25 protein-coding genes are annotated in these 23766 nt (G+C 70.5%); 6 read left to right on the top strand and 19 right to left on the bottom strand.

Features of this window, described 5'->3' with window-relative positions; all coding sequences use genetic code 11:
- Position 1 precedes the first annotated feature (1 nt).
- Positions 2–1114 (bottom strand): dual-specificity RNA methyltransferase RlmN, encoded by a 1113-nt coding sequence (gene rlmN, locus FLX07_RS33955; protein WP_142575780.1) that lies wholly within the window; start codon positions 1112–1114, stop codon positions 2–4.
- Between the two features lie 104 nt (positions 1115–1218).
- Between rlmN and FLX07_RS33950 the strand changes: the two genes are divergently transcribed.
- Positions 1219–2253, top strand: a complete 1035-nt coding sequence (locus FLX07_RS33950) for a suppressor of fused domain protein (RefSeq protein WP_142575779.1) — start codon at positions 1219–1221, stop codon at positions 2251–2253.
- A gap of 35 nt (positions 2254–2288) precedes the next feature.
- Here the strand turns inward: FLX07_RS33950 and FLX07_RS33945 are convergent, their stop codons facing one another.
- From FLX07_RS33945 to FLX07_RS38155, 6 genes are all read right to left on the bottom strand, one after another.
- Positions 2289–3218, bottom strand: a complete 930-nt coding sequence (locus FLX07_RS33945) for a phosphatidate cytidylyltransferase (RefSeq protein WP_142575778.1) — start codon at positions 3216–3218, stop codon at positions 2289–2291.
- A gap of 107 nt (positions 3219–3325) precedes the next feature.
- Positions 3326–3883, bottom strand: a complete 558-nt coding sequence (gene frr / locus FLX07_RS33940) for a ribosome recycling factor (RefSeq protein WP_142575777.1) — start codon at positions 3881–3883, stop codon at positions 3326–3328.
- Between the two features lie 9 nt (positions 3884–3892).
- Positions 3893–4663, bottom strand: coding sequence for a UMP kinase (pyrH, locus tag FLX07_RS33935; RefSeq protein ID WP_030511713.1), 771 nt, complete (start codon positions 4661–4663; stop codon positions 3893–3895).
- A gap of 51 nt (positions 4664–4714) precedes the next feature.
- On the bottom strand, positions 4715–5548 hold the full coding sequence (gene tsf, locus FLX07_RS33930; protein WP_142575776.1) for a translation elongation factor Ts: 834 nt from the start codon (positions 5546–5548) through the stop codon (positions 4715–4717).
- A gap of 193 nt (positions 5549–5741) precedes the next feature.
- On the bottom strand, positions 5742–6692 hold the full coding sequence (gene rpsB, locus FLX07_RS33925) for a 30S ribosomal protein S2 (protein WP_142575813.1): 951 nt from the start codon (positions 6690–6692) through the stop codon (positions 5742–5744).
- A 352-nt stretch (positions 6693–7044) separates the two neighbouring features.
- On the bottom strand, positions 7045–8571 hold the full coding sequence (locus tag FLX07_RS38155) for a CoA transferase (RefSeq protein WP_229689977.1): 1527 nt from the start codon (positions 8569–8571) through the stop codon (positions 7045–7047).
- A 305-nt stretch (positions 8572–8876) separates the two neighbouring features.
- On the opposite strand from FLX07_RS38155, the gene FLX07_RS33915 reads away from it, so the two are divergent.
- The 4 genes from FLX07_RS33915 (at position 8877) to FLX07_RS33895 (ending at position 13427) form a co-directional block, all read left to right on the top strand.
- Positions 8877–9230 carry a YraN family protein gene (locus tag FLX07_RS33915; protein ID WP_142575775.1) on the top strand — a complete coding sequence of 118 codons (354 nt, stop codon included), beginning with the start codon at positions 8877–8879 and terminating at the stop codon, positions 9228–9230.
- A 1-nt stretch (position 9231) separates the two neighbouring features.
- A complete protein-coding gene (locus FLX07_RS38150) occupies positions 9232–10944 on the top strand; it encodes a YifB family Mg chelatase-like AAA ATPase (protein ID WP_223854347.1) in 1713 nt (570 codons plus the stop codon).
- Positions 10944–12209, top strand: a complete 1266-nt coding sequence (dprA, locus tag FLX07_RS33900; protein ID WP_142575774.1) for a DNA-processing protein DprA — start codon at positions 10944–10946, stop codon at positions 12207–12209. The genes FLX07_RS38150 and dprA overlap by 1 nt, the downstream gene beginning before the upstream one ends.
- A gap of 297 nt (positions 12210–12506) precedes the next feature.
- Complete coding sequence (locus FLX07_RS33895) at positions 12507–13427, top strand: tyrosine recombinase XerC (protein ID WP_229689978.1); 921 nt, start codon at positions 12507–12509, stop codon at positions 13425–13427.
- 380 nt (positions 13428–13807) lie between these two features.
- Here the strand turns inward: FLX07_RS33895 and FLX07_RS38145 are convergent, their stop codons facing one another.
- The 10 genes from FLX07_RS38145 to rpsP form a co-directional block, all read right to left on the bottom strand.
- On the bottom strand, positions 13808–14758 hold the full coding sequence (locus FLX07_RS38145) for a M23 family metallopeptidase (RefSeq protein WP_223854346.1): 951 nt from the start codon (positions 14756–14758) through the stop codon (positions 13808–13810).
- A 71-nt stretch (positions 14759–14829) separates the two neighbouring features.
- Entirely contained in the window at positions 14830–15153 is a 324-nt protein-coding gene (locus tag FLX07_RS33885; protein ID WP_030511723.1) for a DUF2469 domain-containing protein, read from the bottom strand.
- A gap of 54 nt (positions 15154–15207) precedes the next feature.
- A complete protein-coding gene (locus FLX07_RS33880) occupies positions 15208–15933 on the bottom strand; it encodes a ribonuclease HII (RefSeq protein ID WP_142575773.1) in 726 nt (241 codons plus the stop codon).
- Positions 15934–16011: 78 nt separating this feature from the next.
- A complete protein-coding gene (gene lepB, locus FLX07_RS33875; RefSeq protein ID WP_229689979.1) occupies positions 16012–16683 on the bottom strand; it encodes a signal peptidase I in 672 nt (223 codons plus the stop codon).
- A 129-nt stretch (positions 16684–16812) separates the two neighbouring features.
- On the bottom strand, positions 16813–17661 hold the full coding sequence (lepB, locus tag FLX07_RS33870; protein ID WP_142575772.1) for a signal peptidase I: 849 nt from the start codon (positions 17659–17661) through the stop codon (positions 16813–16815).
- A 108-nt stretch (positions 17662–17769) separates the two neighbouring features.
- Entirely contained in the window at positions 17770–18135 is a 366-nt protein-coding gene (rplS, locus tag FLX07_RS33865) for a 50S ribosomal protein L19 (protein ID WP_142575771.1), read from the bottom strand.
- 153 nt (positions 18136–18288) lie between these two features.
- A complete protein-coding gene (gene trmD, locus FLX07_RS33860; protein WP_142575770.1) occupies positions 18289–19173 on the bottom strand; it encodes a tRNA (guanosine(37)-N1)-methyltransferase TrmD in 885 nt (294 codons plus the stop codon).
- Positions 19174–19182: 9 nt separating this feature from the next.
- Positions 19183–19701, bottom strand: coding sequence for a ribosome maturation factor RimM (gene rimM / locus FLX07_RS33855; RefSeq protein ID WP_142575769.1), 519 nt, complete (start codon positions 19699–19701; stop codon positions 19183–19185).
- Between the two features lie 166 nt (positions 19702–19867).
- Positions 19868–20110, bottom strand: a complete 243-nt coding sequence (locus FLX07_RS33850) for an RNA-binding protein (protein WP_142575768.1) — start codon at positions 20108–20110, stop codon at positions 19868–19870.
- 1 nt (position 20111) lies between these two features.
- Positions 20112–20567: a 30S ribosomal protein S16 gene (rpsP, locus tag FLX07_RS33845; protein WP_142575767.1), complete on the bottom strand. Its 456-nt coding sequence runs from the start codon at positions 20565–20567 to the stop codon at positions 20112–20114.
- A gap of 266 nt (positions 20568–20833) precedes the next feature.
- On the opposite strand from rpsP, the gene FLX07_RS33840 reads away from it, so the two are divergent.
- Positions 20834–21511 carry a DUF4232 domain-containing protein gene (locus FLX07_RS33840; RefSeq protein WP_142575766.1) on the top strand — a complete coding sequence of 226 codons (678 nt, stop codon included), beginning with the start codon at positions 20834–20836 and terminating at the stop codon, positions 21509–21511.
- Positions 21512–21740: 229 nt separating this feature from the next.
- Here FLX07_RS33840 and ffh read toward each other — a convergent pair whose 3' ends face one another.
- Together ffh and FLX07_RS33830 are read right to left on the bottom strand one after the other, a co-directional pair.
- Complete coding sequence (gene ffh, locus FLX07_RS33835) at positions 21741–23288, bottom strand: signal recognition particle protein (RefSeq protein WP_142575765.1); 1548 nt, start codon at positions 23286–23288, stop codon at positions 21741–21743.
- Between the two features lie 125 nt (positions 23289–23413).
- On the bottom strand, positions 23414–23766 hold a 353-nt coding region (locus FLX07_RS33830), incomplete at its 5' end, for a GTP-binding protein (protein WP_191049472.1).

The following is a 23766-nucleotide window of genomic DNA, read 5'->3' as shown; positions in this document are numbered from 1 at the left end:
GTTACTGAGGCGCCGCGGCGAGCTGCCCGCACGCCCCGTCGATCTCCCGCCCGCGGGTGTCCCGGACGGTGACGGCGACGCCGTGGAACTCCAGACGGCGGACGAACGCCCGCTCGTCCTCGGGACGTGACGCGGTCCACTTCGAGCCGGGCGTGGGGTTGAGCGGGATCAGGTTGACGTGCACGAGCTTGCCCTTGAGCAGGCGGCCGAGCAGGTCGGCCCGCCACTCCTGGTCGTTGATGTCCTTGATCAGGGCGTACTCGATGGACACGCGCCGCTTGGTCTTGGCCGCGTAGCTCCAGGCCGCGTCGAGCACCTCGGCGACCTTCCACCGGGTGTTGATCGGCACGAGCGTGTCCCGGAGCTCGTCGTCCGGCGCGTGCAGGGAGACGGCGAGCGTCACCGGCAGGCCCTCGTCGGCGAGCTTGCCGATCGCCGGCACCAGGCCGACCGTCGACACCGTCACGCCGCGCGCCGAGATGCCCAGGCCCTCCGGCGCGGGGTCGACCAGGCGGCGGACGGCCCCGATGACGGCCTTGTAGTTGGCCATCGGCTCGCCCATGCCCATGAAGACCACGTTGGTCACCCGTCCGGGCCCGCCCGGGACCTCGCCGCGGGCCAGCTCCCGCGCGCCCGCGACGACCTGCTCGACGATCTCGGCCGTGGACATGTTGCGGGTGAGCCCGGCCTGGCCCGTCGCGCAGAACGGGCAGTTCATGCCGCATCCGGCCTGGGAGGAGACGCACATGGTGACGCGGTCGGGATAACGCATCAGGACCGACTCGACCAGCGAGCCGTCGAACAGCTTCCACAGCGTCTTGCGCGTCATGCCGTCGTCGCAGGTGATCTCGCGTACGGAGGTCAGCAGCGGGGGCATGAGCTGCTCGACCAGCCGCTCGCGCAGCGGGCCCGGCAGGTCGGTCATCTGCTCGGGAGAGCCGGTCAGCCGGGTGAAGTAGTGGCGGGAGAGCTGGTCGGCGCGGAACGGCTTCTCCCCCAGCTCCGCCACCGCCGCCCTGCGTTCGGCCATGGTCAGGTCGGCGAGGTGGCGCTGCGGCTTGGCCCGGCGAGGCGCCACGAAGGTCAGCTGCCCGGTCTTCGGCTGCTCGCTCACGCAAAACCCTTTCCATCATCCGCGGCCATGGTCTTAACGACGGGCGCATGCGGCTTTACATTCTGTCTGGCGGTCGAATCCCGGAGGCGTACGAGAGGTGAGGTGTGGACACCACTGTCGTGCTCAGCAGCACCAACCCCTACGGGAGCCGCACACTGACGATCGAAGCCGACCGGACCTCTTCCGTAGCTTACCTTCGTGACGCGAAGGGGATCGTCCACGGAGCGGTCTGGCTGGCCAACCACGTCCCCGCGCCCGCCGGGCCCGACGTCGGCCGGGCCGACGCCGGGCTGCCGCCGGTGATGCCCGAGGCGCACACCGCGCACCCCTCCGGCAGGCCGCCCCTGGACGCGGAGTCGCTGTCGGTGCTCTGGTTCGAGGAGGGCGACGGCGTCGCCCTGTACGAGAACGACACCCTCCTGGCGGTCATTCCGGCGTGGGCCGACCTGGAGCGCGGCATGCCCGGGTACGCGCGGGACGCCGTCGGGGAGTCGCCGCTCGCCTGGCCCCTCGGCGAGGCGCTGGAGGGCCTGTCCCCCCGGGTGGCCAAGGCCCGCGCGTACTGGCAGTGGCGGCAGGCGGAGGGCAGCTGGGCCACCTACCAGCAGTTCGTGCTCGGCCACCTGGACAGCAGGCTCGGGACGCCCGGCCGTTACTGGGACGTCGGCGGCGACCGGTTCCCCCTGGTGGGCGTCAGCGAGCGCCCGCCCACGTTCACGCGGGACTACACGGTGCTGTCCACGGTCGGCATGAGCTGCCAGCGGATGCCCGCCGCGGAGATGTACGACACGGCGTGCCGGGTGGAACTGGCGCTGGCGACCAGGCAGGATCCGAGGGTCGCCGCACGGCTGTTCGCCTGGCTCGGGCAGTATCCGTGGCGGTCGGTGACATGGCTGGGGCACGGGCACACGGCCCGCTGGTTCCAGAACCCGGTCACGTTCCCGTTGGACGGCGGGCACCAGGGGGTGCTCATGCTGACGGACCCGCCCGGACTGCCGGACATGTCGGGATTCACGTTCGGCGGTGACGCCGTACGGTGGCTGTGGCTGCTTCCGCTCACCGAGTCCGAACTCCGCCTCGTGGCCGATCACGGACATCGCGCGATCAGCGAGCGGTTGGCGATGACCGGCCGGATCTGACGCGCCGGGCGCCCGGCCGAGGCCCGGGCGGCCGGTCAGGCGACCGGGACCAGGAGCGTGAGCAGCAGCCACACGGGAACGAGCGTGAACAGCAGCGAGTCGAGGCGGTCCATGGCCCCGCCGTGCCCCGGCAGCAGCGTGCCCATGTCCTTGATGCCGATGTCACGCTTGATCACCGACTCGACGAGGTCGCCGAGCGTCGCGCACACGACTCCCGCCAGGCCGACGACGGCGCCTTCCCAGTACTCTCCCTGCAGCAGGAAGTGGACCAGTAACGCACCGCCCACCACGCAGGCGAGGGTGGACCCGGCGAAGCCCTCCCAGGTCTTCTTCGGGCTGATGAGCGGCGACATCCGATGCTTGCCGAAGAAGATCCCTGCGAAGTATCCCCCGACGTCGCTGCAGACGGTGACCGCGATGAAGACGATCACGCGATCCGGCCCGTCCTCGGGAGCCAGCAGCAGCGGCACGAACCCCGCGAGCAGCGCCGGATAGACCGCGACGAACATCGCGGCGGTCGCGTCCCGGACGAAGCCCTCGGCTCCCTGGAACATGCGCCAGGTCAGCAGCACCATCACGGTCACGCCGAACGCGCCGACCAGGAACGACGTGCCGCCCCAGTAGGGTCCGACCACCATGGCCGCCATGCCGGCCAGCAGGGGCGCCAGCGGCACCCGGATGCCGAACCCGCCGAACGCCTTGACGATCTCGTGGATGCCGACGCCGACGGCCAGCAGGACCACGACAAGGAAGGCGACCTTTACGAAGTAGAGCGAGCCGATGACCGCCGCGCCGAGCGCGACGCCGACCCCCACCGCGGCCGGGAGATTGCGACCCGTGCGGCCCGTACGACCCGGGGGCCTGGCGGCGTCGCCGGGCGTGCCGCCCTGAGCGCCGGTGCCCGCCGGATCCGCATCGGAGGGTCCCGCCGGGTTCCGGTCGCCGGCGGCAGCAGTTCCGTCCACAGCGTCCCACTCTCTATATGCGCGTGATCCTTGCGCCGCCCCGCCTCTCGCGGTGCGGCACAAGGATCACGGTCGTGCCGTACGGCCCGCTTTTCCGGGCCGCGACGTCAGACCTCGAGCAGCTCGGCTTCCTTGTGCTTCAGCAGCTCGTCGATCTTCGCGACGTGCTTCTGGGTGAGGTCGTCGAGCTCCTTGACCGCACGATGGACCTCGTCCTCGCCGGACTCGCCGTCCTTGACGAGCCGGTCGAGGGTCTCCTTGGCGTGCCGGCGGATGCTCCGTACGGACACCCGGCCGTGCTCCGCCTTGTTGCGGGCGACCTTGATGTACTCCTTGCGGCGCTCCTCCGAAAGCTCGGGGAACACCACGCGGATCACGGTGCCGTCGTTGCTCGGGTTGACGCCGAGGTCGCTGTCGCGGATGGCCCTCTCGACCGCGTTCAGCGAGCCCTTGTCGTACGGCTGCACAAGCACCATGCGCGCCTCGGGGACGTGGAACGACGCGAGCTGCTGGATCGGCGTCAGCGACCCGTAGTAGTCAACATTGATCTTGTTGAACATCGATGGCGTCACACGGCCGGTGCGGATGCTCGCGAAGTCGTCCTTGGCGACCGTTACCGCCTTGTCCATCTTCTCCTCGGCCTCGAGGAGGGTTTCGTCGATCACTGCGGCTCCCTACTTCCCTGCCGGACTCACCAGCGTGCCGATCTTTTCACCACGAACCGCCCGGAGGATGTTGCCCTCGCCCATGAGATCGAAGACCACGATGGGCAGGCCGTTGTCCATGCACAGGCTGATCGCGGTGGCGTCCATGACCCCGAGACCCCGCGTCAGCACCTCACCGTAATCAAGCTGGTCGAATCGGACCGCGTCGGGGTTCTTGCGCGGGTCCGAGTCGTACACGCCGTCGACCTGGGTGCCCTTGAGCAACGCCTCGGCGCCGATCTCCAGCGCGCGCTGCGCGGCGCAGGTGTCGGTCGAGAAGAACGGCGAGCCGAGCCCGGCGCCGAAGATGACCACGCGGCCCTTCTCCAGGTGGCGGATCGCGCGGCGCGGCAGGAACGGCTCGGCCACCTGCTGCATCGTGATCGCGGTCTGCACACGCGTGTCGATGCCGCGCTTCTCCAGGAAGTCCTGCAGGGCGAGACAGTTGATGACGGTGCCGAGCATGCCCATGTAGTCGGCCCGGGCGCGGTCCATGCCGCCCTGCGACAGGGCGGCGCCGCGGAACATGTTGCCGCCGCCGACGACGACCGCCACCTGCACGCCCTCACGGACCGCTTCGGCGACCGAGTCCGCCAGTTGGGCGACGACACGCGGGTCGATCCCGAGGGACTCGCCGCCCGCGAACGCCTCCCCCGACAGCTTCAGCATCACCCGCTTCCAGCGCAGCGGCCCGTCGTACGACGAAGCCGCCGGCGTGGCGGGTCTGGTGTTCTCCTGCACGGCGGCGGCCTCCTCGATGTAGCGCTGGTCGAAAAGCTCCTGGCTGTAAGCCTAAGCCTGGCCGACCTTGTAGCGGGTGAAGGCCAGGACCTTGACGCCGGCCTCGTCCGCGACCTTCGCGATCGTCTTCTTGTTGTCCTTCACGAACGCCTGCTCCAGCAGGGTGAAGTCCTTGTACCAGCCGTTGACCCGACCGTCGACGATCTTCGGGATGGCGGCCTCGGGCTTGCCCTCCTCGCGGGTCATCTGCTCGAACAGCGACCGCTCCTTCTCGATGACCTCGGCGGGCACCTCGGCGGGGCTGAGGTACTTGGGCGCCATCGCGGCGGCGTGCTGGGCGATGTCCTTGGCGACCTCGGCGTTCGGCGTGTCGAGCTGCACGAGCACGCCCACGGCCGGCGGGAGCTGCGGGTCGGTCTTGTGCATGTAGGAGGTGATGAAGCCACCCTCCAGCAGCGCGAACCGGCGGATCTCGACCTTCTCGCCGAGCGCCGCGTTGGCCATGTCGAGCAGCTCCTTGACGCTCTTGCCGTTCAGCTCGGACTCGAGCAGGGTCGGCACGTCCGCGGGCTTGCTCGCGACGATGTGCCCGACGATGTCGGCGGCGAGCTCCTGGAACCGCTCGTTCTTGGCGACGAAGTCGGTCTCGCAGTTGAGCTCAAGCAGCGCCGCGAGGGAGTCGCCCTCGTGCTTGACGGCGACCAGGCCGTTCGACGCGGTGCGGGCCTCGCGCTTGCCGACGTCCTTGGCGCCCTTCAGGCGCAGGATGTCGACGGCCTTGTCCAAGTCGCCCTCGGACTCCTCGAGCGCCTTCTTGCAGTCCATCATGCCGGCGGCGGTCAGCTCGCGAAGCCGCTTGACGTCGGCCATGTTTACGGAAGCCATTGTCCAATTCCTCTTCGGGACCCGGATGCGAATCGTCTGGGGGGTGGGCACCCGTGCCGAGTGCCCACCCGGTGAAGCCCTCAGCGCGGCGGGCGTCGCCCTACCGCACCGGAACCAGGTCGCTGCCTGGGAGATTCCCCGCCGTCGCGGCCGGCCTGAGGCGCCGCGCCCGGCGGGGATCCGTGGCCGTTCGTCAGGCCTGCTCGCCCTGCTCGGCGGCCGGAGCCTCAGCAGCCGGAGCGTCGGTGGCCGGAGCCTCGGCGGTCTCGGCGGCCGGAGCCTCCTCGACCTCGGCGGCCGGAGCCTCAGCAGCCGGAGCCTCCGCGACCTCGGCGGCGGGGGCCTCGGCGGCCGGAGCGGCCTCGCCACCCTCCAGGAGCTCACGCTCCCACTCGGCCAGCGGCTCGGCGGCGGCGACACCCGCGGGCTTCTCGTCACCGCGACCGGCGCCCGCACGGGTCATGAGGCCGTCGGCGACGGCGTCGGCGATCACGCGGGTGAGGAGGCTGACGGCGCGGATGGCGTCGTCGTTACCCGGGATCGGGTAGTCGACCTCGTCCGGGTCACAGTTGGTGTCCAGGATCGCGACGACCGGGATGCCGAGCTTCTTGGCCTCGTTGATCGCGATGTGCTCCTTCTTGGTGTCCACGACCCAGACCGCGCTCGGGACGCGGGCCATGTCACGGATACCGCCGAGGGTGCGCTCCAGCTTCTCCTTCTCGCGGCGGCGCATCAGGAGCTCCTTCTTGGTGAGCCCGGAGCCGGCCACGTTGTCGAAGTCGAGCTCCTCGAGCTCCTTCAGCCGCTGGAGCCTCTTGTGCACGGTCGAGAAGTTGGTGAGCATGCCGCCCAGCCAGCGCTGGTTCACGTACGGCATGCCGACGCGCGACGCCTGCTCGACGATCGACTCCTGCGCCTGCTTCTTCGTGCCGATGAACATGATGGTGCCGCCGTGCGCGACGGTCTCCTTCACGAAGTCGTAGGCACGGTCGATGAACGACAGCGACTTCTGCAGGTCGATGATGTAGATGCCGTTGCGCTCCGTGAAGATGAAGCGCTTCATCTTCGGGTTCCACCGGCGTGTCTGGTGGCCGAAGTGGACGCCGCTCTCCAGCAGCTGCCGCATCGTGACGACTGGGGCCATGGTCATGGTCCTCCATGGTCGTGTGCCCTCGGGCACGGTCTCGGTTGGTCACGCGGGCGTCTTGCCCGCGCCCTGACGCCCCGGGCCGCTTTCACCGGACACGGTCCGGACCGAGAAGCGGCTCGTGAGTGGGCGTGCGAATTCGGCCCGCCTAGCAGGCCGTCGAACAGTCTACCCGGATCCGCCCCTTCAGTTGACCCTTGCCGGATCAGCACGCCGTCACACCGCCGCGTCCCCCCGCCGGCCACCGTCCCACCACCTCCCCGTGCTTTACCGCGCGTGCCTTCCAGGCATCGCGACGGCCGGACCCGCAGGCGGCGGGCGGCGGTTGTGTCAAAGGGGACCGTTGTCCTCAGGAGTGCGGAGCCCATGCCGCGGGATGCTCCCCCTGGCGGGGCGGCGGGCTCGTCCAGTGTGGCCGCCTCCCGTCGATGGCGCCGGGCGGGGTCACATAGGTGAGCGTGCCGAAGGGGCTGTCCATCGTCGCCAGCAGATCCTCCACCCGCGGCTGCCGCACCCCCGCCCCGTCGATCCTGCCGAGATCGTCGAGCCACGCCGCGGTCCTCGCCAACGACACCTCGACGCGCCACGAGCCGCCTTCCGCCGCCCGGCGGAGCAGCGCCGCGACCGCGCCGAACGCGGCCAGGTAGCCGGTGCCGTGATCGAGAGCCTGCGCGGGCAACGGGCTCGGCCGCAGGCCGTCGCCGTTCTCGTGGGCGATCCCGCATGCCATCTGGACGAGGCTGTCGAATCCCCTCCTTGAGGCCCATGGCCCGCTGGTGCCGTACGCGGAGATGTCGACGCAGACGATGCCGGGCCGCAGGACGGAGAGGTCGTCCGGTCCGAAGCCCCTGGCCCGCAGCGCCCCGGGCCGGTACGCCTGGATGACCACGTCGGCCTGACGGACGAGCTCCCGCAGCTTGTCCGCCTCGGAACGCAGGTCGATGTGGCACGATCGCTTGCCGAACGCCGTCTCCACCACGAGCCCCGGCACCTCGGGCAGATGTGCGGCGCCCACGCGCAGCACGTCCGCCCCGTACGCCGCGAGCGCCCGTGCGGCCACCGGCCCGGCGATCACGCGGGTCAGGTCGAGCACCCGCACGCCGCCGAGCGGCCGCTCCGCCCCTGCCGGAAGCCCGCCGCCGGGGCCGCCGAGCATCTGACCTGCCCGCGCGTGGCCGTCCCCGCGGCAGTTCTCGCCACTGTCGGCCCCGCCGCGGGTTTCGCCGCGGGTCCCGCTGCGCCCGGTCCCGCTCGCCCGGCCGTCTCCGCCGGACAGCCGGAAGACGCCGACAGGAGGAAGACCGGCCAGCGCCCGCGCCTGGGGGTGTGCGAGCCATTCGGCCCTGCTCCGCATCGCCGCCGCGCAGCCGCCCTCGCGAATCACCGCCTCCTCGATCTCCACCGCCCTGCGACCGGCGCACGCCCTGCCGACGTCCTGCCTGCCCGAGCCGGGCGGCAGCCCGAGCGCGCGCACGGCGGCATCACGGTGATGATCGAAGTTGCAGTGGAGCCGGATCCAGCCGTCCGAGGCGCGATAGTCCCCCGACAGCGCGGCCCAGACGTCCATGGCCTTCCCGTCGGCGCGGAAATGCCTCTCGCTCTGGAAGGCCACGGCGGCGTGCCGGACGTCGATCGTCACATCCGGAGCGCCGAGATCGCCGTGCGTGCGCGGCCCACCGCCGGGCCCTTCCTCACCGCCCTGCCCAGCACGGGCGGCGTACGCCGCGACGGCGGCGGCCAGGGCGCCTGCCGAGGCTGCGGCCATCGTGCCGAGGGGGAAGACGGACGGCAGGACGGGGTCCTCGCCGATGACCCGGACCTCGGGCAGGGTGACGCCGGCCCCCGCACTTAATTGTCTGATCAGCTTCACGGTCACTGCCGGCTCCTCACTGCAGATGCCCTGCGGCGCCCGATGCCCGGCGGCGTGCTCCATGACGGCGCAGCCGCCTCCTGGGAACCGGGGCAAGTATCCATGCCGGTCGCAGTCTGCCCCCAGACCGGTCTTCCGCTTCCGCTCCCGGCCTCGGCTGTGGACGACAAGAGCCTTCTCACCGGGCCCACCTGCGATTTCCCCCGCCCGTCCACAGCCGGCGAATCGTGCGGCGGGCTTTTCCACAGAAACAGGTTCGGTGGCGCGGGCCGGGGGCCGCTTCGGCGAGTGTCTGCGGCGGAGGTGGTCCCATGGCGGCCAAGGATCGGCTGGGCAAGCAGGGCGAACAACTCGCAGTGACCTTTCTCACGGCGAAGGGCATGCACATACTCGACCGCAACTGGCGCTGCGCGGAGGGCGAGATCGACATCGTCGCCCGTGACGGCAACACGCTGGTGATCGTGGAGGTGAAGACCCGCTCCGGGCGGAGCCACGGCACCGCGTTCGAGGCGGTGACCGGCGAGAAACTGCTGCGCCTGCGGACGCTTGCCGTCAGATGGCTGGCCCTGCAGGCGCAGCGTTTCGACACCATACGAATCGACGTGATCGCGCTCGAGCGCTTCGCCGGCGACTTCTCGCTCAGGCACGAACGCGGGGTGGTCTGAGATGCCCGTCGCCCGGACCCATTGCGTCGGCCTCGTGGGCGTCACCGGACGCCTCGTGGAGGTCGAAGCCGATGTGGGCCCCGGCATCGCCGGAACACACTTCATCGGACTTCTCGACACCGCGATCAGCGAAGCCCGGGGACGAGTGAGGTCCGCGCTGATCAACAGCAGGTTCGCCTGGCCCGACGCACGCGTCACCGTGAGCCTGTTCCCGGCCACCTTGCCCAAGCGAGGCTCGATCTTCGACTTGGCCATCGCGATCGCGGTGCTCGGCGCGGCCGGCGCCGTGCCCGCGCAGCGGATCGCGGCGCCGACGTTCCTCGGCGAGCTCGGTCTCGACGGGCGGGTCCGGCCGATCAGAGGCGTGCTGCCCGCCGCACTCGCCGCCGCTGAGGCGGGGGTGCGCACAGTCGTGGTTCCCGCGCTCAACGCCGCCGAGGCCGCTCTCGTACCCGACCTCACCGTGGTTCCCGTCGCCACTCTCGCCGAACTGGTGGGATGGCTGCGCTCGGGCGACCTGCATCGGCTTCCGGTGGTGGCGGACGCCGCCTCGCTGTCGCAGGACGCCGAGCACACCGAGCACACCGAGCACACCGAGCACGACGATCAAACAGAGCGAGCCGAGCACTTTGAGCACACCGAGCGCGGAGAACACCCCGGGCAGACCCGGCACGCCGGACACGGCGGGCACGGTCGGCGCGTCGAAGACGCGTCGCGTCCGTTCGGACCGTACGGCGGCGGCCGGGCCACGCCGGGGCCCGACCTGTGTGACGTGGCCGGGCAGCCGATGGGCCGGAAGGCGCTGGAGGTGTGCGCCGCCGGAGGGCACAACCTCTGGATGCTGGGGCCACCGGGGAGCGGCAAGACAATGCTCGCCGAGCGCCTGCCCACCCTGCTGCCGCCGCTCGACCAGAAGTCGGCCCTGGAGGTGTCGGCCATCCATTCGGTGGCGGGAACGCTGCCGCCGGGGCGTCCGCTGCTCACCCGGCCCCCTTTCATGGCACCGCATCACAGCGCAACGATGGCGGCCGTCGTGGGCGGTGGCAGCGGAGGCGTCGTACGGCCCGGAACGGTGTCGCTCGCGCACCGGGGCGTGCTCTTCCTCGACGAGGCGCCGGAGTTCGCGACGACCGTGCTCGACTCCCTGCGGCAACCCCTCGAGTCGGGCACGGTGACCATCGCGCGAGCTGTCGGTGTGGTCACGTTTCCCGCCAGGTTCATGCTGGTCCTGGCGGCCAATCCGTGTCCGTGCGGCCTGCAGGGAACGGTTGGACACCCCTGCAAGTGCACCCCTGCGGGACGGCGCCGCTATCTCGACCGGCTCTCCGGGCCGCTGCTGGACCGCGTCGACGTGAAGGTGAAGATCGGCCGGGCCACCCGCGCCGAGTTGCTCGCGGACCGCCACTTCGTGGAGACCAGCGCGACCGTGGCCGAGCGGGTGAGGCTTGCGCGCGAGCGGGCCGCCCGGCGGTTGGCCGGCACTCCCTGGCGTACCAACGCGGAGGTGTCGTCATCCGCGCTGCACCGTGATTTCCGCCTGCCCGACGCCGCGATGGCCCCGCTCCATCGAGGTCTCGACGTGGGCACGCTCAGCGCACGCGGTCTGGATCGCGTGCTCCGCATCTCTTGGACGATCGCGGATCTCACCTGCAAGGACCGTCCGGGCCAGGCCGAGACGTCGGCGGCCCTCGCACTGTGGCTCGGAGTGGATTGATGGAAGCGACTGAGTTCTCCACCACCGGCGACGCGCCGACCGGTATCTCGCAGGTGGCAGGCCCCTGCGGCCCGGCTGGGGACGCCGATGACGCGACCGGTCCCGGAAGGGCGGACCGGCTGGCCCGCGTGGCGATCATGCGAATGGCCGAGGCAGGCGACGCGGTGATGGGCCGGTTGATCGCCCGCTATGGTCCGGTGGACGCGATGGAGCAGGCGAGACGCGGCGTGCTCGACCCGGGCTTCGCGCGTGATGAGAAGGACCGCGCCGAGGCTTCCAGGCGCCACCTGGATCTCGGCCGCCATGCGGCCGCCTGGGCGGCCCGCTACACCGACCCGGCAGGCGACCTGGCGCAGGGCATGCGGCGAGGAGCGCGGCTCGTTGTTCCAGGTGACATCGAATGGCCCACCCAGCTCGACGACCTCCAAGACGGAAGGCCCTTCGGATTGTGGGCGGACGGGCAGGCGAACCTGCGTTTCTCCTGCCTGCGCTCGGTCTCCGTGGTCGGGGCCAGGGCCGCGACCGCGTACGGCACGACCGTGGCGGCCGAGTTCGCCATGAGTCTCGGCGGGCGCGGGTGGACGGTGATCAGCGGTGGCGCCTACGGGATCGACGGCGCCGCGCACCGGGGCGCGCTGGCGTCCGGAACGCCGACGGTCGTCGTGCTCGCCTGCGGGACGGACGTGTGCTACCCCAGCGCGCACGAGGACCTGTTCCATGCCGTGCGCCGGCAGGGCGTGGTGATCAGTGAGTGGCCGCCGGGAGCGCACCCCACCCGGCTGCGGTTCCTCATCCGCAATCGGGTGATCGCCGCTTTGTCCCGAGGGACCGTCGTCGTGCAGGCCGCCGCCCGCAGCGGTGCGCTCAACACGGCCACTCATGCCTGGAGCCTGAACCGGCAGCTGATGGCCGTGCCCGGTCCCATCACCACAGAGGTCTCCGCGGGCTGCCACGTCCTGATCCGTCAGGGCAAGGCCGTCTGCGTCACCTCGGCCGAGGAGATCATCGAGTTGGTCGGTTCCATCGGTGACGACCTCGCGCCTGAGCAACGCGGGCCCGTGCAGCCTCGGGACGGGCTCAACGACGAGACCAGGCGTGTGCTCGAAGCGATCCCCGCACGGGGCGCCACAGGTCCCGCCGTGATCGCCGTCGCCGCCGGTGTGGACATCGGGACGGCGCTCGCCTGCCTTGGCGCTCTGGCCGCCGCGGGGTTCGTCGAGAACGTGGACCGAGGGTGGCGGCTGCGGCCCGCCGCGCGCCGCTGAGCGGGCAGCGCGCGTCACCATGGCGTGGGACATGGTGCCATGGACAACACGCAATGAGCCGGCGCGCAGCGGGACACGGCGCAATCAGGCAGGACGCGATAAGACAGGGCGCAATCAGGCAGGGTGCAATCAGGCAGGGTGAGGCGCGATAAGACAGGGCGCGGTAAGACACGGCTCAACGGGATACGGAGGGTCCTCGTCGTCGCGCGATCGCGACAACGAGAGCCGCCAGGCTCACCCGCGGGCGACGTCGGCGCCGTCCGCATCGAACCGGAGGCGAGAGGGAAGGACGACGTCGTGGCAGCGGGCGAAGGGCGGGGACTCGGGGAGTTCGACGCCGTCATCGAGCAGTTCGAGCGACATCTGCGTCTCGAACGGGACCTGTCTCCCCACACGCTGAGGGCCTATCTCGGAGACATCTCCTCGCTGTTCGCGCACATGAAGGCCGCCGGGCACGACGACGTGTCCGCTCTTGACGTCACCCTCCTGCGTGACTGGCTGGGGGACCAGCACCAGGCCGGACGATCGAGGGCGACACTGGCCCGCCGTTCCGCCTGCGCCCGGGTCTTCACCGCCTTCTGCCACCGACGGGGATGGCTGACGAGTGACCCCGGGCTGCTCCTCGGCACGGCGAAGGCCGAACGCCGGCTGCCGAAGGTGCTGGACCAGACCGAGGCCGAGACCGTCCTGTCCACGCAGGGGCCGGGCGACGCGAGGGACCTGCGTGATCGGGCGATGCTGGAGCTGCTGTACGCGACCGGCATGCGGGTGGGCGAGTTGTGCGGCCTCGACGTGGACGACGTGGACCGAGACCGCAGGACGGTCCGCGTGCTGGGCAAGGGACGCAAGGAGCGGACGGTTCCCTTCGGGCTGCCCGCCCTTCAGGCCCTGGACGCCTGGTGCGTGCGGGGCAGGCCCCTGTGGATCCGCGAAGGAAGCGGCCCCGCGCTCTTCCTCGGCGTTCGCGGAGGCCGGATCGACCAGGGCACTGTTCGGCGTGTCGTACATGCCCGTCTGGCCCATGTCGAGGGGACGCCCGACATGGGCCCGCACGGGCTGCGCCATACCGCCGCCACCCATCTGCTCGAAGGCGGGGCCGACCTGCGATCCGTTCAGGAGATGCTCGGGCACGCCTCTCTGGCCACCACACAGATCTACACGCACGTGTCCATCGAGCGGCTGCGGGCCGCCTACCGTCAGGCGCATCCCCGCGCCTGACGGAAAACGGCTGAGAACCGCCTCCGAGCACCGCGCCTGAGCGGCTGAGCGGCATGCCTGAGCACGGTGCCCAAGCGGCTGAGCGCGACGGGTAAGCACCATGCCCGAGCGGTGGAGCGCCGCCACGCCTGAGCCCGGCGCCCTAGCAGCGGGGCGCAACGCCTGAGCACCGTGCCTAAGCGGTGGAGCGCGACGCCTGAGCATCGTGTCCAAGCGGCTGAGCACCACACGTGAGCGACACAGCCGGGCGGCGCCATCATCTGGCCCCGCCCGGACCAGGAGGGCCCGCCTGTCACGCTGCCTCAGCACTCACGACCCTGCTGCCACGACCTGCTGTCACGACCCTGCTGTCAGGAGCCTGCTGTGACGCCTCTCCGTCGTCACGACGGCCGGCGGGCCTCGCCGACGCGCCAGCGGGGCAGAAGGCGGACCTGCCCTCGGCCGAACAGGAGGAGTGGGTCAAGGTAGAGACGTCCGCGCAAGAGTCCCCAGTGCAGGCAGACAGTGGTGCAGTGAGCGACGGCGTCTTCCTCGACGATGCCGATGACCTGACCGGCCGCGACGACGTCGCCAGGCCGGACCAGGGCGCGGACCGGCAGGTAGGTGGTGCGCAGGCCGTCGGAGTGGGAGATGGTCACGACGCCCCGGCCTGCGACCCGCTCCGCCAGGCCGACGACTCCCGGTCCTGCGGCCATGACCCTCTCCCCGGGCCGCACGGCCAGGTCCACGCCTCTGTGGCCGGCGAGCCACCGCTGTAGGGGCGGATCGAAGCCCCTGATCGGACGGGCGGGCATGGCAAGCGGCCACCGCCAGCCGGACGCGTCGCCACGCGGCCCCATCACGTCCGGCGCGACCGACCCATCCGACCCGTCAGGCGCGACCGGCGCGACCGGCGCGATCGACCCGTCCGGCCCCACCCGCTGCGCGTTCCCGCGAGCGCGGGCCATGCCCACCGGCACGGCCTGCTCAACCCGGTCCGGAACGGCCTCCTCAGCCCGGTCCGGGCCGGCCGGTGATCCGTCTATCGGTTCGATGGACCGCGCCGGTCCGAACGTCCCGGCGCCCTCGGATTGGGTTTCCCCCGCCGACAATGCGTCCGCGATTCGGCGCGCCACCACCGGCAATGCGTTCGCGGGCCGGGACGCGCCCGACGGCAACGGATCGGCGGGCCGGTGGGCCAAGACCCGCACAGCTCCGGGCGCCCTCGTCGTCGTGGCCGCGTACGGTGCCACGGTGCCTGTGGCGGCCACGAGCCGGACGGCGCCGGATGGCCACCGGGCGAGAGCCATGGTCACCAGGACCAGTACGAGCACGTAGGCAATGAGACGCATGCCACGACGATGCGCCCCCGAGGCTCACGCAGAGCGGCCGAACGCCGTTCTGGGGACAAGGCCGCGCACGATCAGCTCGAGAAGCCCTCCTTGGGCATCTCAAGGTCGGGCTTGGCCAGTTCCTCGACGTTGACGTCCTTGAAGGTCACAACCCGCACGTTCTTCACGAAGCGGGCCGGGCGATACATGTCCCAGACCCAGGCGTCCTGCATCTTGACGTCGAAGAAGACATCGCCGTTCTCGGCCGTGCGGACGTCCAGATCGACGGAGTTGGTGAGATAGAAGCGCCGCTCGGTCTCGACCACGTAGGTGAACAGGCCGACCACGTCGCGGTACTCCCGGTAGAGCTGCAGCTCCATCTCGGTCTCGTACTTTTCGAGATCTTCCGCGCTCATCCCGGTCCTCCTCTGCCGCTCCCCGTCGGGATCCCACTGTCGAGGCCGTCCCGTTCAGACGACACCGGTCCCAACCTCATTCTCGCGCATGTCCTCATCCTGCCCCGTCCACAGGCTCCCCGCTGGGATCCTTGTCCCACGAGTCACCCTGGCCACCGTCACGAACGAGAACCGATGGTGGGGACTCGGCCCATGCCGCGCCAGGGCCCTGCGATGGCCCAGGGTGACGTAGCCCTTGTGCAGGGCGAAGCCGTACTGCGGATAGACCTCGTCGAGCCCGTGCATCAACCGGTCCCTCGACACCTTCGCCACAATCGAGGCCGCCGCCACGCACGCGGCGACCTGGTCCCCCTTCCACACGGCCAGCGACGGCGCCGGCAGCCCGGCCACCGGGAAACCGTCCACGAGGACGTAACCGGGGACGAGCCCCAGGCCGGCGACGGCCCGCCGCATCCCCGCGACGTTGCACTTGTGCAGGCCGCGCGAGTCGATCTCCTCCGGAGGAATCACGACCACGCTCACGGCCCGGGCCGTCGCCGTGATCCGCTCGTAGAGGCGCTCGCGGACGGCCTCGGTCAGAAGCTTGGAGTCGTTCAGCCCGTCGATCTCCCGTCCCAGCACGACCGCGGCGACGACCAGCGGCCCGGCGCAGGCGCCGCGACCGGCCTCGTCCACCCCGGCGACCGGCGTGAACCCCCGCCGGGCCAGGGCCCGCTCGTAGCCGTAGAGTCCGGAGTCCCGTCGTACGACACTCGGGCGCGGGCGATAGGCAGCTGTCATGACGACAAGCAGATTACGCCCCATTCGGGACCAGCGATACGGCCGGAACCACCGCCGACGGCAAAGGCACAGGTGAGATCAGCGTACGGCGGAGAAAGTATCGGGCCGGGAGAGCAACGAGATCCGGTTCAGCGGCCAGTAGCGCACGAACGCCCGCCCGGTGACGTCGTCCTCAGAGATCGTGCCGTAGTGCCCGTCGTCCGGGTAGAAGCGCGAGTCCGCCGAGTTGTTCCGGTGGTCGCCCATCAGCCACAACCGCCCCATGGGGACCTTGACGTCGAACTCACGGTCGGAGGGCTTGGCTCCGGGGTAGAGGTACTTGCCCTCCTCATCCAGCGGCGTCCCGTTCACGGTGATGCGGTGCTTGGCGTCGCAGCACTTCACGTGGTCGCCGCCCACCCCGATCACTCGCTTGATCGTGTCCTCGCCGTTCCAGCCCTTGAAGACCACGATGTCGCCGCGCTCCACCGGCCCGAGCTTGTACGCGAGCTTGTTGACCACCACGTAGTCGTCGACCAGCAGCGTGTTCTGCATCGACTCCGACGGGATGTAGAACGACTGCAGCAGGAAGGTGTGAACCAGCAGGGCGACGACGACCCCGCCGAGCACGTACAGGAGGGTCTCAAGAAGGCCGGAGCCCTTCCTCTTCGCGGGCCGGGCCTTCTTCCCGGCGGTGGCCCGCTCGCCCTCGCCTGCCCCGCCCGCGGCCGCCTCACTCACGGCCGCCTCACTCACGGCCGCTTCACTCACGGCCACCTCACTCACGGCCACCTGCTCAGCAGGTTCCTCCGGAACGCCGGCGGAGCCGACCGGCCGGGCGGTGCCTAAGCGACTCTCGTCGGACTCTCCCACGGCTGCCTCCTCCGGCTCTGTCACGTCCTACCGTCGCCTCACCAGGCGCCGGCGCAGGGCCACCAGCGGCAGCGCCCCCGCGAAGCCCGCGACGAACGGAGCGGTCCCCAGGGCCGCCTGGAGCGCCGGCTGCGCGAACGTCTCCGGAATCGGCAGGATCTTGGCCCGGTTGAACGGCCAGACGATGACGAAGGCGCGGCCGATCACCTTGTCGGCGGGAATGGTGCCGCCGCCCGGGTCGCCCATGTGCAGGCGGGAATCCCAGGAAACCGAGCGGTGGTCGCCCATCACCCACAGGCGGTCCGGCGGGACGGTGACCTCGAACTCGCGTCCGGACGGCTCATCGCCGGGATACAGGTACGACTTCTCGTTCAGCGGCACGCCGTTCACCGTGACCCGGCCCTGCTCGTCACAGCATTTGACCTTGTCGCCCGGCACGCCGATGACCCGCTTGATGTAGTCCTTCTCCCCCGGCACGACCCCGAACGCGGTGCCGAGCCAGCGCAGCCCGGCCGCGATGGGGTTGGACGGCGCCTCGAGCTTCACCTCGGGGTCCCAGGAATCCACGCCGGAGAACACGACGACGTCGCCGCGCTCGATGTCGCGTACGTGGTAGACCAGCTTGTTGACCAGCACCCGGTCGTTGATGAGAAGCGTGTCCTCCATCGACTCGGACGGGATGTAGAACGCCTGGACCACGAAGGACTTGATCAGCAGGGCCAGAGCGAGGGCGACCACGATCAGGACGGGCAACTCCCGCCAGAACGAGCCTTTCTTCTTTCCGTCCTCGGCGTTCTGCTTGACGTCTTCGGCGACCACGTCCACCCCGTCCTCGGCAGGGCGACGCGTGCCCGGCCCCTGTCCCTCGCTAGTCATCGCTGCTGAGCCTAGATGATGTCCGCGACGGCGAACGCCGGGGACACCGCATCACCGGCAAAAAGAAAGTGGCCCGCGCCTGAGGCACGGACCACGATCTCCAAAGCCTTACTTGGCGGCCGGCTGCGCCTCGCGCTTCTCGCGAATGCGCGCGGCCTTTCCTCGCAGGTCGCGCATGTAGTACAGCTTGGCCCGGCGGACGTCGCCGCGGGTCACCAAGGTGATCTTCTCGATTACGGGGCTGTGAACCGGGAAGGTGCGCTCGACTCCGACGCCGTAGCTGACCTTGCGGACCGTGAACGTCTCACGGATGCCACCGCCCTGGCGGCGCAGGACGAAGCCCTTGAACACCTGGATGCGGGACCGGTTGCCCTCGACGACGCGGACGTGGACCTCCAGCGTGTCACCCGGGCGGAAGGCCGGTACGTCGCTGCGAAGGGCAGCCTTCTCGATCTCCTGGATCTGCGTGTGCATGGCGGCGGTTCCTCATTGACATGGGCACACGGAGGTCCACCCGGCCGGCCTGGAGGCTCGGCGACGAGGGGGACACGCGTGCTTGGCTTGATACGTCTTGTCTGCCACATTCAGCCGGGCGCACCCGGCCATACCCAAGTAGGCAGCAGCGATTCAGTCTGCCACATCTTCGGGCGCTGCGCGAAACCCGGGGCGAGACTCGGCGTGAGACTCGGCATGAGACTCGGCATGAGACTCGGCGGCGGAACGGCGCTCCTCGAGACGTTCCTCGAACTCCTCGATGACGCGCCGGTCGTGCTTGTCGAGGCCGTCCCGGTCGAGCCTGGCGACCAGCTCCGGCCTCCGGTCCAGCGTGCGGCGCAACGCCTCGTCGCGCCGCCACCGGGCGATCCTGCCGTGATGACCCGACAGCAGGACCTCCGGCACCTCGTGCCCCCGCCAGACGGGGGGCTTGGTGTAGACGGGGCCTTCCAGCAGGTTGGCCATGGCCCCCGGCGCGAAGGAGTCGTCGGCGACGGAACGCGCGTTGCCGAGGACCCCCGGCAGCAGCCTCCCCACGGCCTCGACCATCACCAGGACGGCCGCCTCTCCCCCGGCTAAGACGTAGTCGCCGATGCTGACCTCGTCGGTGCGCAGACGCTCGCCGTACTCGGCGACGACGCGGGAGTCGATGCCCTCGTACCGAGCGGGGGAGAACAGCAGCCACGGCTCGTCGGCGTACTCCAGCGCCACTTCCTGGGTGAACGGCCGGCCGCTCGGCGTGGGGACGATCAGCCGGGGCAGCGCGTCCTCACCGCGGGCGGCGCGTCCGTCCTCGATCACCGCGTCGACGGCCTCGCCCCAGACCTCCGGCTTCATCACCATGCCGGGGCCCCCGCCGTACGGCGTGTCGTCCACGGTGTTGTGGACGTCGTGCGTCCAGTCGCGGAGCTGGTGGAGGTGGATGTCGAGGATGCCGCGCTCGCGGGCCTTGCCCATGAGGGAGACGTCGAGCGGAGCGAAATACTCCGGGAAGATCGAGATGATGTCGACGCGCATCTGCGGCCTCTACTCCACCTCTGCGGCGTCGAGCAGGCCGGGCGGTGCGTCGACGACGAGGATTCCCTTGCCGAGGTCGATCTCGGGCACGAGTGCCTTGACGAACGGGACGTACGCCTCGTCGCGGGAGGGACGGGCCACCACGAGCAGGTCCTGTCCGTGATGGAGGACGTCGCTGACCTCGCCGACGCGCTCCCCCTCGGTGGTGACCACCGTCAGGCCGATCAGTTCGTGGTCGTGGAACTCGTCGGGGTCCTCGATCGGCGGCAGGTCCGTGGAGTCCACGACGAGCAGCGTGTCGCGCAGCGCCTCCGCCGCCTCCCTGCCCTCCACACCGGCCAGGGTCAGCAGCAGGATGCCCTTGTGCCACCGGGCCCGCTCCACCGTCAGCGGACCGGCCGGCGCCGGGTCGGTGACCAGCGTCACCCCCGGAGCGAAGCGCAGATCGGGCTCGTCGGTGCGCACCTCGACCGTGACCTCGCCCCGCACGCCGTGCGGGCGGCCGATCCTGCCCACGACTAGCTGCACTTGTCGCCTACCTCCGCTGCCGCTTCACCGCGACTTCTACCCGACGGTCCGGACGCCACCGCCCAGACCGGTCTTTCACCGTGAACCGCCCGGAAGAGGCCGGTTCGAAGCCGGAAAACACGTCCGGGGGACCCCGGTGCGGGGTCCCCCGGACACGTCGTTCGGCTCAGCGCGCCTCTTCCAGGTCGACCAGGTCGATCCGCACGTACTTGCCGTTCGACAACGCGTTCACGACGGTGCGCAACGCCTTCGCCGTACGGCCGCCGCGGCCGATGACCTTGCCGAGGTCGTCGGGATGCACCCGGACCTCGAGAACGCGCCCGGTGCGAATGCGCCGTGCGCGGACCCGGACGTCATCCGGATGCTCGACGATGCCCTTGACCAAGTGCTCGAGGACCTCCTCGAGCACCTCAGGCCTCGCCTTCCGACTTCTCCTCCGCGGCCGGGGCCTCGGTGGTCTCTTCGGCCTTCACGGTCTTCTTGGCCTTCTTCGGCGTGGTGGCCGCGGCGGCGGCGTCGCCCGACAGCGACTCCTTGGCCGCGGCCTCGTACGCCGCGTGCCGGTCCGGCTTGGGCTCGGCGACCAGGAGCGGCGTGGCGGGGGCGGGCTCGCCCTTGAACTGCTGCCAGTCGCCGGTCAGCTTGAAGATCTTCAGGACCGGGTCGGTCGGCTGCGCGCCGACGCCCAGCCAGTACTGCACCCGCTCGGAGTTCACCTCGATGCGCGAGGGGTTCTCCTTCGGGTGGTACAGGCCGATCTCCTCGATGGCGCGGCCGTCCCGCTTGTTCCGGGCGTCGGCGACGACGATGCGGTACTGCGGGTTGCGGATCATACCGAGCCGCTTGAGCTTGATCTTGACTGCCACGGGTGTGGTCTCTCCTGCATTAGAGCGTGGGTGAGCGGTGTCTCATCGAGTGGGGCACGATGGGAGCCCGCCCGAGGGACAGGCGCGACCGGCGGGGGTGAGAGGGCACCCGCGTAGTCACGATGTTCCAGCCTGACATTCTGCCAGATGATTCCCCATGCTCCGCAAAGAACGGTCCCGACCCCGCCCTGATTTCGGCACGGATCCGCCCATGGCTCCGGAACGCGCCTGCGAACTGATCGCGCGTACGGGCCGTCCAACTTGTCATGCGAGTTGCGAACAGTACCCTCACGGCCGCAGCGGCGGCCCTCGCCCTGCTGGCCGCCGGCTGCGGCACGGGCACCACGCCCTCCGCGGCCGCCACTCCCCCCGCCAAGACGACGACCCCGCACACGACCACACCGCACACGGCGACCCCGCCCGCCGCGGACCCGGGACGGGCCACCGCCGCGAGCGCGGCGTCCGCCCGGTACGGCGCCGCGGCGCGGACCACGACCACAGGAAGCACGCCCACACAAAGCGCGGGCGCCGCCTCCCAGCGGTGCCGTACGACCGGCCTGCGGGCCCGGGTGGGACGGCAGGACCCGGGCGCGGGCAACCGCTACGCGCCGCTCGTGCTGACCAACACGTCGGGCAAGACCTGCTGGGTGTACGGCTTCGTCGGGCTCGTCCTCATCGACGGCCGGGGCGACGTGCTGCGCACGCGCACCCGTCGCGAGAGCGTCACCCCGCATCGGGTGTCGCTGCGCCCCGGGGCGAGCGCCCATGCCCGGCTCCACTGGACCGTGGTGCCGAGCGGGCACGAGACCCGGTGCCCCTCCTCGGCCCGGCTGATGATCATTCCGCCGGACGAGGTGGCGCATCTGGAGGTTCCGTTCCCCGCGACGGTGTGCGACGACGGCAGGATCGACGCCAGGCCGATGGCCCCGGGCGCCAGCCTCTGACGGGCACCGCGCCAGCCTCTGACGGGCACCGCGCCAGCCTCTGACGGGCACCGCGCGAGCCCCTGACGGCACCACACAAGCCCGCGCCGGCCTTTGGGGGAACTGCGCCGCCGGCCTTGAGGGACTCTGTGCGAGCCTCTGACGGCACCGCGCGACCCTCGGAGGGGCGCAGGATACGACGAGACCGCGGCGCCGCCCGCCGACAACCGGCGAGCGCGCGGTCCGGTCGTCAGTTCTGGCCGGGCAGCTTCAGCTTCGACGGGTCGAAGCCGGGCGGCAGCTCCAGGCCGGGAGGCAGCTGGCCGCCGCCGAGGTTGCCGAGCAGGCCCTTGGGCGGCTTCGGAGTGTCCGAGGACGACGCGTTCGCGCCGGTCTTGCCGAGCGCGGCCTTGCGCGGGTCGCCGCTGACGCGGCGGCCCTTCTTGGGCTTCTGCGCCTTCTGCTTGCGCCCGCCGGGCATGCCCGGGATGCCCATGCCCTGGGTCATCCGCTTCATCATCTTCTGCGCCTCGAAGAAGCGGACCACCAGGTTGTTCACCTCGGTGACCGTCACGCCCGAGCCCTTGGCGATGCGGGCCCGGCGCGAGCCGTTGATGATTTTCGGCTCCTGCCGCTCGCCGGGCGTCATGGAGCGGATGATCGCCGCGATGCGGTCCAGGTCGCGGTCGTCGACCTGGTTGAGCTGATCGCGCATCTGCCCCATGCCCGGCATCATGCCGAGCAGGTTCTTGATGGGTCCCATGCGACGGACCATCATCATCTGCTCGAGGAAGTCCTCCAGCGTGAAGCCGTCCCCGGAGACGAGCTTGCCCGCCATCTTGGCGGCTTCCTGCTCGTCGAACGTCTTCTGCGCCTGCTCGATCAGGGTGAGGATGTCACCCATGTCGAGGATCCGGCCCGCCATGCGGTCGGGGTGGAAGGCGTCGAAGTCCTCGAGCTTCTCACCGGTGCTGGCGAACATGATCGGCCGGCCGGTGACGTGCCGCACCGACAGGGCGGCGCCGCCTCGGGCGTCGCCGTCGAGCTTGGTCAGCACCACGCCGTCGAAGCCGACGCCGTCCATGAACGCGCGAGCCGTGCTCACCGCGTCCTGACCGATCATGGCGTCGAGCACGAACAGGACCTCGTCGGGCGTGACCGCGTCGCGGATGTCGGCGGCCTGCTTCATCAGCTCCTGGTCGATGCCGAGGCGGCCGGCGGTGTCGACGACGACCACGTCGTGCTGCTGACGGCGCGCGTGGTCCAGCGACTGCCGGGCCACCGCGACGGGGTCGCCCACACCGTTGCCCGGCTCGGGGGCGTACACCGCCACCCCGGCCCGCTCGGCCATGACGGCGAGCTGCTGCACCGCGTTGGGCCGCTGCAGGTCGCAGGCGACGAGCAGCGGGGCGTGCCCCTGGTCGCGCAGCCACTTGGCGAGCTTGCCGGCCAGGGTCGTCTTACCGGAGCCCTGGAGACCGGCCAGCATGATCACGGTCGGCGGGGTCTTGGCGTAGCGCAGTCGCCGCGTCTCGCCGCCCAGCACCTCGATGAGCTCGTCATTGACGATCTTTACGACCTGCTGTGCGGGGTTGAGCGCCTGGGAGACCTCGACGCCGCGGGCCCGCTCCTTGACCCGGGCCACGAATTCCTTCACGACCGGCAGCGCGACATCCGCCTCAAGCAGCGCGATGCGGATCTCGCGGCAGGTCGCGTCGATGTCGGCGTCGGAAAGCCTGCCTTTGGACCGAAGGGAGGAGAAGACCGAAGTCAGCCGGTCGGAAAGCGTCTCGAACACGTGTTTGGCCAGCCTCGAAGCGAGTGGACGGGTCGGTGAACCATCAGTCTCCCCAGACTATCCGCCCGCACGCCCTTCACGCCCGTGCCGACGGGGCGAGATCGCCGGTCCGGCCCGTTCGGTCCTCACCGGACCGCGCTCACGTGGGAGGTCAACGCGTGTTCGACGAGGGTGATCAGGGCGCTCTTGACCGATTCGCGGTCGCGGGCGTCGGTGCGGACGATCGGGACCTGGGGCGACAGCGTCAGGGCCTCGCGCAGTTCACCCTCACCGTGGGTGTACTCCCCGTTGAAGCCGTTGACGCCGACGACGAAGGGCAGACGCGCCTCCTCGAAGTAGTCCACCGCGGGGAAACTGTCGGCCAACCGCCGCGTGTCGACCAGCACCACCGCACCGATCGCCCCCCGCACCAGGTCATCCCACATGAACCAGAACCGATGCTGACCCGGCGTACCGAACAAATACAAAATCAGATCCC

It is taken from the genome of Microbispora bryophytorum (assembly GCF_006874465.1).
Lineage (GTDB): Bacteria > Actinomycetota > Actinomycetes > Streptosporangiales > Streptosporangiaceae > Microbispora > Microbispora bryophytorum.
This window is presented reverse-complemented; position numbering and strand designations above follow the sequence as displayed.

What these genes read in the sequence shown, in the direction of transcription:
- lepB (WP_142575772.1), bottom strand. Translation starts at nt 17,661, where the DNA reads ATGACTAGCGAGGGACAGGGGCCGGGCACGCGTCGCCCTGCCGAGGAC.
- rplS (WP_142575771.1), bottom strand. Translation starts at nt 18,135, where the DNA reads ATGCACACGCAGATCCAGGAGATCGAGAAGGCTGCCCTTCGCAGCGAC.
- FLX07_RS33880 (WP_142575773.1), bottom strand. Translation starts at nt 15,933, where the DNA reads ATGACAGCTGCCTATCGCCCGCGCCCGAGTGTCGTACGACGGGACTCC.
- FLX07_RS33840 (WP_142575766.1), top strand. Translation starts at nt 20,834, where the DNA reads ATGCGAGTTGCGAACAGTACCCTCACGGCCGCAGCGGCGGCCCTCGCC.
- rpsB (WP_142575813.1), bottom strand. Translation starts at nt 6,692, where the DNA reads ATGGCCCCAGTCGTCACGATGCGGCAGCTGCTGGAGAGCGGCGTCCAC.
- tsf (WP_142575776.1), bottom strand. Translation starts at nt 5,548, where the DNA reads ATGGCTTCCGTAAACATGGCCGACGTCAAGCGGCTTCGCGAGCTGACC.
- FLX07_RS33885 (WP_030511723.1), bottom strand. Translation starts at nt 15,153, where the DNA reads ATGAGCGCGGAAGATCTCGAAAAGTACGAGACCGAGATGGAGCTGCAG.
- dprA (WP_142575774.1), top strand. Translation starts at nt 10,944, where the DNA reads ATGGAAGCGACTGAGTTCTCCACCACCGGCGACGCGCCGACCGGTATC.
- trmD (WP_142575770.1), bottom strand. Translation starts at nt 19,173, where the DNA reads ATGCGCGTCGACATCATCTCGATCTTCCCGGAGTATTTCGCTCCGCTC.
- FLX07_RS33915 (WP_142575775.1), top strand. Translation starts at nt 8,877, where the DNA reads ATGGCGGCCAAGGATCGGCTGGGCAAGCAGGGCGAACAACTCGCAGTG.
- FLX07_RS38150 (WP_223854347.1), top strand. Translation starts at nt 9,232, where the DNA reads ATGCCCGTCGCCCGGACCCATTGCGTCGGCCTCGTGGGCGTCACCGGA.
- FLX07_RS38145 (WP_223854346.1), bottom strand. Translation starts at nt 14,758, where the DNA reads ATGCGTCTCATTGCCTACGTGCTCGTACTGGTCCTGGTGACCATGGCT.